At 45.3% G+C, this 12,381-nt stretch carries 9 protein-coding genes and 4 pseudogenes; 6 read left to right on the forward strand and 7 right to left on the reverse strand.

Annotated elements, in window-relative coordinates; genetic code table 11:
• A partial coding sequence (locus BGK49_RS25035) for an IS1 family transposase (protein ID WP_047664789.1) occupies positions 1-165 on the reverse strand: 165 nt, incomplete at its 3' end.
• 55 nt (positions 166-220) lie between these two features.
• Positions 221-286 (reverse strand): annotated as a pseudogene (locus BGK49_RS30820) (YebB family permuted papain-like enzyme); the annotation flags it as partial.
• A 70-nt stretch (positions 287-356) separates the two neighbouring features.
• On the opposite strand from BGK49_RS30820, the gene yobI reads away from it, so the two are divergent.
• The 3 genes from yobI to ruvB all read left to right on the forward strand — a co-directional run bounded on the left by yobI (position 357) and on the right by ruvB (position 2,191).
• Positions 357-422, forward strand: a complete 66-nt coding sequence (gene yobI, locus BGK49_RS25040) for a stress response small protein YobI (protein ID WP_001386853.1) — start codon at positions 357-359, stop codon at positions 420-422.
• Between the two features lie 138 nt (positions 423-560).
• Complete coding sequence (ruvA, locus tag BGK49_RS02230; RefSeq protein WP_000580323.1) at positions 561-1,172, forward strand: Holliday junction branch migration protein RuvA; 612 nt, start codon at positions 561-563, stop codon at positions 1,170-1,172.
• Between the two features lie 8 nt (positions 1,173-1,180).
• Positions 1,181-2,191 (forward strand): Holliday junction branch migration DNA helicase RuvB, encoded by a 1,011-nt coding sequence (ruvB, locus tag BGK49_RS02235; RefSeq protein WP_000568519.1) that lies wholly within the window; start codon positions 1,181-1,183, stop codon positions 2,189-2,191.
• A gap of 49 nt (positions 2,192-2,240) precedes the next feature.
• Here ruvB and znuB read toward each other — a convergent pair whose 3' ends face one another.
• Both znuB and znuC read right to left on the reverse strand, forming a co-directional pair.
• A complete protein-coding gene (gene znuB, locus BGK49_RS02240; RefSeq protein WP_000571464.1) occupies positions 2,241-3,026 on the reverse strand; it encodes a zinc ABC transporter permease subunit ZnuB in 786 nt (261 codons plus the stop codon).
• Positions 3,023-3,778: a zinc ABC transporter ATP-binding protein ZnuC gene (gene znuC / locus BGK49_RS02245; protein ID WP_000203002.1), complete on the reverse strand. Its 756-nt coding sequence runs from the start codon at positions 3,776-3,778 to the stop codon at positions 3,023-3,025. Before znuC ends, znuB begins: the two co-directional genes overlap by 4 nt.
• Positions 3,779-3,856: 78 nt before the next feature.
• Between znuC and znuA the strand changes: the two genes are divergently transcribed.
• The 3 genes from znuA (at position 3,857) to lpxM (ending at position 7,218) form a co-directional block, all read left to right on the forward strand.
• A complete protein-coding gene (gene znuA, locus BGK49_RS02250) occupies positions 3,857-4,789 on the forward strand; it encodes a zinc ABC transporter substrate-binding protein ZnuA (protein ID WP_005040893.1) in 933 nt (310 codons plus the stop codon).
• A gap of 15 nt (positions 4,790-4,804) precedes the next feature.
• Positions 4,805-6,127 (forward strand): murein DD-endopeptidase MepM, encoded by a 1,323-nt coding sequence (mepM, locus tag BGK49_RS02255; protein WP_001184045.1) that lies wholly within the window; start codon positions 4,805-4,807, stop codon positions 6,125-6,127.
• 119 nt (positions 6,128-6,246) lie between these two features.
• On the forward strand, positions 6,247-7,218 hold the full coding sequence (gene lpxM, locus BGK49_RS02260; protein WP_000448394.1) for a lauroyl-Kdo(2)-lipid IV(A) myristoyltransferase: 972 nt from the start codon (positions 6,247-6,249) through the stop codon (positions 7,216-7,218).
• 88 nt (positions 7,219-7,306) lie between these two features.
• Here the strand turns inward: lpxM and BGK49_RS30585 are convergent.
• The 3 pseudogenes from BGK49_RS30585 to BGK49_RS02275 all read right to left on the reverse strand — a co-directional run.
• Positions 7,307-10,383, reverse strand: a pseudogene (locus tag BGK49_RS30585) (alpha-mannosidase).
• A 37-nt stretch (positions 10,384-10,420) separates the two neighbouring features.
• Positions 10,421-12,073: pseudogene (locus tag BGK49_RS02270) on the reverse strand (beta-L-arabinofuranosidase domain-containing protein); the annotation flags it as partial.
• Positions 12,074-12,081: 8 nt separating this feature from the next.
• Positions 12,082-12,381 (reverse strand): annotated as a pseudogene (locus BGK49_RS02275) (IS1-like element IS1X2 family transposase); the annotation flags it as partial.

Consider the following 12,381-nt stretch of genomic DNA (forward strand, 5'->3'; position numbering starts at 1 on the left):
TTTCTGGTGCGTACCGGGCTGAGAGGCGGTGTAAGTGAACTGTAGTTGCCATGTTTTACGGCAATGAGAGCAGAGATAGCGCTGATGTCCGGCAGTGCTTTTGCCGTTACGCACCACGCCTTCAGTAGCGGAGCAGGAAGGACATCTGATGGAAATGGAAGCCACGCAAGCACCTTAAAATCACCATCATACACTAAATCAGTAAGTTGGCAGCATTACCGGCAGCACCTATACATGTAAAGACGATATCTCCAATTTCATATTCAGCAGGGTAATTAATATTCACGTTGTCATTCCATTGAAATAGATACGAATATACGTAATAGCATAAAAAAATTATTTTTTCAGGAGGCGCAATGTATATTTTTATTACGCATTTCTTCACTGAATACGTAATATTTAAATATTTGCTTCCAATATAACCTGTAGAATAAATCATACTGCGCCATTTTTCAGTTCATCGAGACACCTCGCAAGTTTTCTTCATCCTTCGCTGGATATCTATCCAGCATTTTTTTATCATACAGCATTATCTTTGATTCATTACGCAGGAGCGTCATGTGATAGGCAGACTCAGAGGCATCATCATTGAAAAACAACCCCCGCTGGTGTTAATTGAAGTGGGCGGCGTAGGCTATGAAGTGCATATGCCGATGACCTGTTTTTATGAACTCCCTGAAGCGGGTCAGGAAGCGATCGTTTTCACCCACTTTGTGGTGCGTGAAGACGCGCAACTGCTGTACGGTTTTAACAATAAACAAGAGCGCACATTGTTCAAAGAGTTGATCAAAACCAACGGCGTCGGCCCGAAGTTGGCGCTGGCGATCCTCTCCGGAATGTCAGCGCAGCAGTTCGTTAATGCCGTTGAACGTGAAGAAGTGGGGGCACTGGTGAAACTGCCGGGTATTGGCAAAAAAACCGCCGAACGCTTGATTGTTGAAATGAAAGACCGATTTAAAGGTTTGCATGGCGATCTGTTTACCCCGGCCGCCGACCTGGTACTCACATCACCTGCCAGCCCGGCGACCGACGATGCTGAACAGGAAGCGGTTGCCGCGCTGGTGGCGCTGGGCTATAAACCACAAGAAGCAAGCCGCATGGTGAGCAAAATCGCTCGCCCTGACGCCAGCAGTGAAACATTAATTCGCGAAGCCCTACGCGCCGCGTTATGAGGTAAAGGATGATTGAAGCAGACCGTCTGATTTCTGCCGGTACCACTTTGCCGGAAGATGTAGCAGATCGCGCCATTCGCCCTAAATTACTGGAAGAGTATGTTGGTCAGCCGCAGGTTCGTTCACAGATGGAGATTTTCATCAAAGCAGCGAAACTGCGCGGCGATGCCCTCGATCATTTGTTGATTTTTGGTCCTCCGGGGTTGGGTAAAACTACGCTTGCCAACATTGTCGCCAATGAAATGGGCGTTAATTTACGCACGACTTCTGGTCCGGTGCTGGAAAAGGCGGGCGATCTGGCAGCGATGCTCACTAACCTTGAACCGCATGACGTGCTGTTTATTGATGAGATCCACCGTTTATCGCCAGTTGTTGAAGAAGTGCTGTACCCGGCAATGGAAGACTACCAACTGGATATCATGATTGGTGAAGGTCCGGCGGCACGCTCCATTAAAATTGATTTGCCGCCGTTTACCCTGATTGGCGCAACCACGCGCGCAGGTTCGCTGACATCACCGTTGCGCGACCGTTTTGGTATTGTGCAACGTCTGGAGTTTTATCAGGTGCCGGATCTGCAATATATCGTTAGTCGCAGTGCACGCTTTATGGGGCTTGAGATGAGTGATGACGGCGCGCTGGAAGTTGCTCGTCGCGCTCGCGGTACGCCACGTATTGCCAACCGTCTGCTGCGTCGAGTGCGTGATTTCGCCGAAGTGAAGCACGATGGCACCATCTCGGCAGATATCGCTGCTCAGGCGCTGGACATGTTGAATGTCGATGCTGAAGGTTTCGATTATATGGACCGCAAATTGTTGCTGGCGGTAATCGATAAGTTCTTTGGTGGGCCGGTAGGTCTGGATAACCTGGCGGCGGCTATTGGCGAAGAACGTGAAACCATTGAGGATGTGCTGGAACCTTATTTGATTCAGCAAGGCTTTTTGCAGCGTACACCGCGTGGGCGTATGGCGACGACGCGGGCGTGGAATCACTTTGGCATAACGCCGCCAGAAATGCCGTAAGTCGGATTGGTCGCTCGCGCCGCATCCGACAAATGTGTTCAGCGATAGATTAGCTGGCCTGCTTTTTCATCATACTGATAATAAATAACAGTGCTGCACATAGCACCACCGACGGACCCGCCGGCGTATCGTAAAATGCGGAAAAGGTTAAACCGCCCGTTACGGCAACCATCCCCACCAACACAGCGACACCTGCCATCTGTTCCGGCGTGCGGGCAAAGCGACGTGCAGTAGCAGCAGGAATAATCAGCAGTGAAGTAATAATCAACGCGCCAACAAATTTCATCGCTACACCAATCGTCAATGCCGTCACCAGCATCAACAACAATTTCACGCGCTGTAATTTCACACCATCAACAAACGCCAGATCCGGGCTAATCGTCATCGACAGCAAATTGCGCCATTGCCAGAACAAAATAGCCACCACGATGACCACGCCAATCGCAATAGCGATGAGATCTTCTGGCGTCACTGCCAGCAAATCACCGAACAGGTAAGCCATCAAATCAACACGAATGTTAGACATCAGACTAACGACCACCAGGCCCAGCGACAGGGCACTGTGCGCCATAATCCCTAATAACGTGTCAATCGCCAGCTGTGGACGCTTCTCCAGCCATACCAGACCGCCCGCCAGGAGCAGCGTAACGGCAATTACCGCATAGAATGGATTCACGTCCAGCAACAAACCAAACGCGACGCCAAGTAATGAGGCATGAGCCAGCGTATCACCGAAATAAGACATACGACGCCAGACTACAAACGAACCCAGCGGACCCGCGGCACAGGCGAGCATGATCCCGGCTAACCAACCGGGAAATAATAATTCAATCATGAGCGATCATTTCCCCGACGCAAAACAATTCGTCCCTGTAAATCGTGACGATGATTATGATGATGGCGATAGATACCCAGTTGTTCAGCACCACGAGGACCAAACATAGAAATAAACTCCGGATGTAGGGAAACAACTTCCGGTGTGCCGGAACAACAAATGTGGTGATTCAGACACAGCACTTCATCGGTTTTTGCCATTACCAGATGCAGATCGTGAGAGACCATTAAAACGCCACAATCCAGTTCGCGACGCAACTGGTCAATAAGGTCATATAACGCCACCTGGCCATTTACATCCACGCCTTGAGTGGGTTCATCCAGCACTAATAATTGCGGTCGATTTAACAATGCTCGCGCTAACAGTACACGCTGTGTTTCGCCACCAGAGAGCTTTTGCATCGGTGCGTTAATCAGATGCCCGGCCTGGACACGTTTCAGTGCAGGCAAAATATCTTCTTTATGTGTGCTAGGGCGTAAGCGTAAAAAACGGTTTACGGTCAGTGGCAACGTGGTGTCGAGATACAGCTTCTGCGGTACATAGCCGATGCGTAGTTTTCCGTTGCGCTTGATAACCCCTTCATCAGGTGTTACCAGCCCGAGCACTACCCGTACCAGTGTCGACTTACCTGCGCCATTTGGCCCAAGTAAAGTCAAAATTTTTCCAGGTTTAAGTTCCAGCGACACATCAGAGAGGACGCGGCGTTGGCCAAAAGAAACCGAGACATTTTCCAGGGAAACCAGACTTGTCATGTTAATTTTAGTCTTGCAGTAGTCATGAAATGTTATAATATCACACTTCTCATATTCATTACGATGATTGGTCGCATTATGTTACATAAAAAAACGCTTCTTTTCGCAGCATTATCCGCCGCTCTCTGGGGAGGTGCAACACAGGCCGCAGATGCCGCCGTTGTCGCTTCGCTTAAACCCGTTGGGTTCATCGCTTCTGCCATTGCTGATGGTGTAACAGAAACGGAGGTTTTACTGCCTGACGGCGCTTCAGAACATGATTATTCACTGCGTCCATCGGATGTAAAACGCTTACAGAACGCGGACTTAGTCGTTTGGGTTGGCCCGGGGATGGAAGCGTTTATGCAAAAACCGGTAAGCAAATTACTAGGAGCGAAGCAGGTAACGATTGCGCAGCTTGAAGATGTGAAACTGCTACTGATGAAAAGTATTCACGGCGATGATGATGATCACGACCACGCGGAAAAAAGTGAAGAAGATCACCATCACGGCGATTTCAACATGCATCTTTGGCTTTCCCCAGAGATAGCGCGGGCTACAGCGGTTGCAATCCATGGAAAATTAGTGGAACTTATGCCGCAAAGTCGAGCCAAACTTGACGCCAACCTGAAGGATTTTGAGGCACAATTAGCCTCAACCGAAACGCAGGTTGGTAACGAGCTCGCGCCGCTCAAGGGGAAAGGTTATTTCGTTTTTCACGATGCTTACGGCTATTTCGAAAAACAGTTCGGACTGACACCGCTTGGTCATTTTACCGTTAACCCTGAGATTCAACCTGGCGCGCAGCGTTTACATGAAATAAGAACACAGTTGGTTGAGCAAAAAGCAACCTGCGTTTTTGCTGAGCCACAGTTCAGGCCAGCGGTCGTTGAGAGCGTCGCACGAGGGACATCCGTTCGTATGGGAACGTTGGATCCCTTGGGGACGAATATCAAACTGGGTAAAACAAGCTATTCAGAATTCCTGAGTCAATTAGCCAACCAGTATGCGAGCTGCCTGAAAGGAGATTAATGAGGAAGTGATTACGTGCAACAGATAGCCCGCTCTGTCGCCCTGGCGTTTAATAATTTACCGCGACCACACCGCGTTATGTTGGGGTCGCTCACCGTTCTTACTCTGGCCGTCGCTGTCTGGCGGCCCTATGTTTATCACCGCGATGCCACGCCAATTGTCAAAACCATTGAGCTGGAACAGAACGAAATTCGTTCGCTCTTACCTGAAGCCAGTGAGCCGATTGATCAAGCTGCACAAGAAGATGAAGCCATTCCCCAGGACGAACTGGATGACAAAATCGCCGGTGAAGCGGGCGTGCATGAATATGTTGTTTCCACTGGCGATACGCTAAGCAGCATTCTCAATCAGTATGGTATTGATATGGGTGATATCACCCAACTGGCTGCGGCCGACAAAGAATTGCGTAACCTGAAAATCGGTCAACAACTCTCCTGGACATTAACCGCGGACGGCGAACTGCAGCGCCTCACCTGGGAAGTGTCTCGTCGTGAAACCCGAACCTATGACCGTACTGCCGCTAACGGTTTTAAAATGACCAGCGAAATGCAGCAAGGAGAGTGGGTTAACAATCTGCTGAAAGGTACCGTCGGAGGGAGCTTTGTTGCCAGCGCCAGAAACGCCGGTTTAACCAGCGCCGAAGTGAGCGCAGTGATTAAAGCCATGCAGTGGCAAATGGATTTCCGCAAACTGAAAAAAGGCGATGAATTTGCGGTGTTAATGTCTCGAGAGATGCTTGATGGTAAACGTGAGCAAAGCCAGCTGCTGGGCGTACGTTTGCGTTCAGAAGGTAAAGATTATTACGCAATCCGCGCTGAGGATGGCAAATTCTACGACCGTAACGGTACTGGTCTGGCGAAAGGATTCTTGCGATTCCCGACGGCGAAACAGTTCCGTATCTCGTCTAACTTTAACCCGCGTCGTACTAATCCGGTGACCGGTCGCGTTGCACCACACAGAGGTGTTGATTTCGCCATGCCGCAGGGTACGCCAGTGCTTTCAGTGGGTGACGGTGAAGTGGTGGTTGCCAAACGCAGTGGCGCAGCAGGTTATTATGTGGCTATTCGTCATGGTCGCAGCTACACCACGCGTTATATGCACTTGCGCAAGATTCTGGTGAAACCGGGACAGAAGGTGAAACGTGGCGACCGTATCGCGCTTTCCGGTAATACCGGACGTTCAACCGGGCCGCATCTGCACTATGAAGTATGGATAAACCAGCAGGCCGTAAACCCGCTGACGGCAAAACTGCCGCGTACCGAAGGGCTGACCGGCTCCGATCGTCGCGAATTCCTGGCGCAGGCCAAAGAGATTGTGCCGCAGCTACGGTTTGATTAATTAACATCCATTCGCAGCCGGTACGCAGTCAGTACCGGCTTTTTTTATTTGGTGCGGGGCAAGTTGCGCCGCTACACTATCACCAGATTGATTTTTGCCTTATCCGAAACTGGAAAAGCATGGAAACGAAAAAAAATAATAGCGAATACATTCCTGAGTTTGATAAATCCTTTCGCCACCCGCGCTACTGGGGAGCATGGCTGGGCGTAGCAGCGATGGTGGGTATCGCTTTAACGCCGCCAAAGTTCCGTGATCCCATTCTGGCACGGCTGGGACGTTTTGCCGGACGACTGGGAAAAAGCTCACGCCGTCGTGCGTTAATCAATCTGTCGCTCTGCTTTCCAGAACGTAGTGAAGCTGAACGCGAAGCGATTGTTGATGAGATGTTTGCCACCGCGCCGCAAGCGATGGCAATGATGGCTGAGTTGGCAATACGCGGACCGGAGAAAATTCAGCCGCGCGTTGACTGGCAAGGGCTGCAGATCATCGAAGAGATGAGGTGTAATAACGAGAAAGTTATCTTTCTGGTGCCGCACGGTTGGGCCGTCGATATTCCTGCCATGCTGATGGCCTCGCAAGGGCAGAAAATGGCAGCGATGTTCCATAATCAGGGCAACCCGGTTTTTGATTATGTCTGGAACACGGTGCGTCGTCGCTTTGGCGGTCGTCTGCATGCGAGAAATGACGGTATTAAACCATTCATCCAGTCGGTACGTCAGGGGTACTGGGGATATTATTTACCCGATCAGGATCATGGCCCAGAGCACAGCGAATTTGTGGATTTCTTTGCCACCTATAAAGCGACGTTGCCCGCGATTGGTCGTTTGATGAAAGTGTGCCGTGCGCGCGTTGTACCGCTGTTTCCGATTTATGATGGCAAGACGCATCGTCTGACGATTCAGGTGCGCCCACCGATGGATGATCTGTTAGAGGCGGATGATCATACGATTGCGCGGCGGATGAATGAAGAAGTCGAGATTTTTGTTGGTCCGCGACCAGAACAATACACCTGGATACTAAAATTGCTGAAAACTCGCAAACCGGGCGAAATCCAACCGTATAAGCGTAAAGATCTTTATCCTATCAAATAAAAAAAAGCCTCTCAAATTATTGAGAGGCTGTACTCGATAAAAAATCTCAATGAGTGTTCCCACTATTTTGAGTTTTTAGGTTAGTACGCTATTGAGTTAATCGTAGCGTGATAATTTCAAAAGGTTTGAACTCAAGATTGCAATATTGATTGCAATAAAAACTGTCATCTAACTTATTTTCTTGAAGATCGACATATTGAACGTAGTGATAATTACATACCCACGAAAGCATGGCTGAAATTTCTAATCCATGACTCTCATATAATCTTACGATTATACCGTCGCCGTCTTCAGCTAATTTTATTGTTTCGATGATAACGCTGTTAGTATCGATAGCAAAAAATGATAGTGAAGGGGGTAATTCACCCGGGTGCGGTTTGACAGGGACGACCTGTAAGGGATGATTCATTATATAGGCTTGATTAATAACACCACCCACACGGTAATCTCCATGATGAGGAAATAAGGAGAATATGAATTTTTGTTTACCAATATCTGCAAAATTATTAATCAGGAAATTATCATAATTGTCTGTCTTAACAACTTCCCCAGGTTTATGCTGCGAACGCAGCAAAGTTAATTCAAGCGTCTGGTCTTTGACACGATAGCCATATTTGTTTTTTGCTATTAAAGCTATGCCAGTTTCTCGATCAGAAAGGTCGACCCAGTGATGTGCTGGTATTTCATCTTTGGCAAAAGCGAACGAATCATCGCTATGCGTTGGTCTGTCAATTACACCGAACTGAATTTGACATTGTGCAAGAGATGTTTGTACTGACACCGGGGATTTGACTTTGAGAGAAACATTAGGTTCGTGCCAATCAATAAAAGTTTGGACATCAACGCGTGGACTGTCCTGTGTCAGGGTAAATGCGAAGCGAAGATAAGAGGAATTGTAGTGATAAATCAGCGTCATCGTAGTTTTAGGCCCGCTGATTACAGTTGTCATTTTTTCAGCGAGTAAAACATATGATTCCCCATCACGATAATTTGAAGCAAAATCCCAGGCCGCGAAAAAACCTGCATCTTCGTGGTATGCACGGATCTCACTGTGCATATTTTCAGTAATGTATTCTTTACCATATCTTTTATCATATAGCGAAATTAAATCACCGTTTTCTGAAAAAAGAAGTTTAATGTAATTATTTTCAATACTTCGAGATTCTGCCTTCAGACCATTTACGATCTTATTCTTTGGATCAATCACAGCATAACCATAAGAGTTTACTCGTGCTTTGAGCCAGTTGTTGTTTATATTGATCCATTCGTTACGAGCAAAACAGGTGGTATTAAATAAAATGTGCGGATCTTCATAAGAAGAAGTATCAATTTTACTTAATAAAGTAGACTGCGTATCAGAAATAATTTTCTCGGTTTTTGCTTCTAGTTTAATATATTCCTTTTCAGTTTCAAGATAAACTCTTGAAATACATGATCCGGGAAGGATGTCATGGAATTGCAAGGTCAGCATCTCTTTCCATATTTCATCAAACTCACTGCGAAGAATTGATGTCATATTATTAGTAATAGTTGTAAAAAATTCAGCATCATGTAATTTATTTTCCATATTTCGATTATGAGCTTTAGTTGCTGACTCTGATGTAAAGCACCCTTGATGAGCCTCGAAATAAAGTTCACCTGAAATAATGGGCAAGCTTTCGCGAAAGGCGTCGGCGTAAGTGAAGAACTTATCAACACGGCTGAAATCAACATGAGGTAAGCCATCAATATTGCGTATACGTGTTAATCGTTCTATATGTTCCTCACCGGGGCCAGCGCCGCCATCACCGACACCATACACCATAAGCGCATAGGGACAGATCTCTTTTTCATTATAGTTTTGTTCAATATATTCTAAAGAGCGAGCACGTGCTCGGCTATCATACGTGTCTTCAGGAAAGTTATGCATCAGAATTTCTGAGCCATCCAGGCCCTGCCAGCGGAAAAGGTAATTATTAAATTTATTAATCTTGTTTTGTGAGAGCTTTTGCGATGCAATATAGTTAATGCCTGATTTTTTTGAGAATTTGTGGAAGCGTTGCGGGGAATCCAAAGACATCCGGTTGCCAGACATAATTTATCTTTTTTGAAAAATTCTGCAGTGTGAATCGTGTCCCATGCATGATTTGCCTTATCAGCGATTCACCACTTACCAGATTTAAATCGCATTCGACCCAGAAGCAACCTTGTAACTCAAAGCGGCCTGCGGCGATTTGTTTTTTTAACTTTTCGAAGAAATAGGGATAATCTTTTTTTATCCAGTGAAAAAGTTGGTACTGACTAGCGCCAAAAATGTAATCAGGATATTTTTCAATGTTTGCAAGGGCGGTGGCAAATGTTCTTATTGCTTTTCTGCGTCCTTCTCTTAAAGGCTACATCCACGCTATATCTAAATGAGCATGACCAGTAGCCATAATCCTGAACTCTGAAGGATTATTGTTTTTATTGATTATGGATTGGATTGCAATTTGACATTTAATTATTTCTTCCATTGCTAAAGGTAATTAACGTATTATCAATATATTCGAGAGTACTTATGATTTCGTCAGTACGCTCACTTTTTTTGGCAATAAATTGTTCTGGGGTGATACCTTTAGGATGTATGGATTCAAACTTCTGACCATCATTAATCCAGTCGAAAAGCACCTCAATATCATAATAAAGGGATTTCAGTAGTTGATTACATGTCGCGATATGAACATCAGTAATAATCCCTCCATTAGTAACATAGCCAAATAAATCGTTGCAGGCAGCATCAATCCAAAACTCAACCTCGTCATTTTCACAAACGAGAGAAAGATCAACCACCCATTTACCCGGTTTATCTGGCGGTACGCCATAAGATGATGTTTTATTCGTGATGCCGCAGATGGGTGAACCATTCTTATCCACAACAAGACCTTCGCCACCGATATCAACGAGAGCGACGAATTTGTGTCTAAATTTATCGGCTGGACGTTTACCATAAACTCGCATCCAGGCACAGTCAAACAGTTGACCCCAGTCTGAGCCAACGGTAAGTTTCTGGTATGCGCCGCTACGGCGATAAACAAAAGACTGCGATTCTTTTGTTATCCATGCTTCAATCGACATTTCAGAGACAACAGTATAAACTCTCTGACCTATTTTATTCGACAGTTTAATAATATTATCATTAAGGTCCATAGAAATCCCTTTAATTAAATATAATACTCGAAAAATGTTAACTCTCTATATTGGAGAAAGTTACTTTGCGAAGAATAGTTTGACCAAATGGTATAAGTTTTCAGACTATTTTAGTCTTGTTTAAATAAAAACACCCTTCAATGTATTGCTTGCCCTCTGGTGAGGTTGAATATGAAAAAGATTCCATATCGGTATAAGAGAACTGGATAGATTCATCAGCTCTACTACAGGGTATGTATCCTGAGTCAAAATATTTCCAGTTCAGCAGAGTTTTTTTGATTAAAATATCGCTCTCAAGCTCAATTGCATATAAAACGGGACCTCTGGAAATATAAGTGTCACCACATAAGTCAGTATTAAACTGTATATCAGCTATAAATTTAATGTCAATCACATCATGATGTTGCCATGTTCTATCTAAAATAATAAGTGAGTTTTGAGTATCATTTTTAGTAAAAGTAACACCATTAATAATCATCATTTTTGCCCAGTCGGGGTAACGGAAACTGAGAGCAAAACGAACAGATGACTCAGGCTCAATGAGACATTTTACGCTTAAATCATGAGGGTATTCAGTTAATTGTGTAATATTAATTGCAACATTATTATATGTGCCATAAAACTCACACGGACCATAAAATAATGCAGTAAAACCATTGTTATTTTCTTGAAACATATTTTCGACAAAAGCCGGTATGGTTCTTGCTGTATTCGGTACGCAGCAGACAGCAGCCTCCTCATGAGTAGGGGAGTATTTATATCTGGTATTAAACTGATTACTGTCCGGATGTTTTCTTTCATTTGCTTCATAACAATTATCAGTCTTACAGTACATTATCGCGTGATGTATGGGATGCTGCATGCCAAAACTGGCATTATAGAATAGCCACTCAGCATCATCGGCCAGACCAATATTAGTGGTCAGTTTTATTAACATAACATAAGTGCTAAATAGTTCATGAACAGAACAATATTCATAGCCTGTATAAGTGGCATTAGCTGTGCGTCCTGTAATCCACTCATCACCAATGGGAGCGCCAGATGGTGTAAGATAATATTTCAACTGGGATAAAAAAATATCTAATGCAGTTTGATACTGCGGCCGTTGGCTCGCTGCGATGGCTAATGCCCTAATATGCTCATATGTATGTACGCCATGACCTTTAAGAAGGTAACCAGGGTTTATGACATTTTTATATTGCAGATCTTGCTCCGACACGCATCCTGCGGAATAATCTTCATACAGCCACAAGCAATATGAGAGATATTCAATGTTATTGGTTATTTCATAAAGGCGGTAGAAAACATCTGTTATTGTTAATCCGTGGCTATGCCCAGCAAAACCATGTTCCACAACGAAAGGATGTGACGTTTCTTTAGGGTAGCCAGCCATAATACATTGTGCGGCTTGGGTAAGAGAAGTTAATAAACCCTCATTACGGGTGGACTCATAACATCCAAGCACAAAACGCAAGGCAGTAGCTTGTGCCCAGAACTCTCCGTTTTCTGCTTTACAGTTAAATTTTAATGCTGAATCATAAATTCCAATGTAGCCATCATCATCTTGCGTATCGATAAGTTCCAAACATAAATCGCTCGCTTTTTCCTGCCATTCTTTATTATCTAACAAGTAGGCACTGCGGCAATATCCATCCTTCCAATTCGATTGAGTTTCACTATCCCGGTAATGACTCCAACTTACTGATAGTGTTTTATGTTCAGATAATGCCCGATGACCTTGTCATGCAGCTCCACCGATTTTGAGAACGACAGTGACTTCCGTCCCAGCCTTGCCAGATGTTGTCTCAGATTCAGATTATGTCGCTCAATGCGCTGAGTGTAACGCTTGCTGATAACGTGCAGCTTTCCCTTCAGGCGTGATTCATACAGCGGCCAGCCATCCGTCATCCATACCACGACCTCAAAGGCCGACAGCAGGCTCAGAAGACGCTCCAGTGTGGCCAGAGTGCGTTCACCGAAGACGTGCGCCACAACCGT

It is taken from the genome of Shigella sp. FC1544 (assembly GCF_001722145.1).
In the GTDB taxonomy this organism is placed as follows: Bacteria; Pseudomonadota; Gammaproteobacteria; order Enterobacterales; family Enterobacteriaceae; genus Escherichia; species Escherichia coli.

Bases quoted from the DNA above. Each gene is read 5' to 3' on its own strand.
- znuC (WP_000203002.1), bottom strand. From the start codon at position 3,778: ATGACAAGTCTGGTTTCCCTGGAAAATGTCTCGGTTTCTTTTGGCCAA.
- znuB (WP_000571464.1), bottom strand. From the start codon at position 3,026: ATGATTGAATTATTATTTCCCGGTTGGTTAGCCGGGATCATGCTCGCC.
- ruvB (WP_000568519.1), top strand. From the start codon at position 1,181: ATGATTGAAGCAGACCGTCTGATTTCTGCCGGTACCACTTTGCCGGAA.
- znuA (WP_005040893.1), top strand. From the start codon at position 3,857: ATGTTACATAAAAAAACGCTTCTTTTCGCAGCATTATCCGCCGCTCTC.
- lpxM (WP_000448394.1), top strand. From the start codon at position 6,247: ATGGAAACGAAAAAAAATAATAGCGAATACATTCCTGAGTTTGATAAA.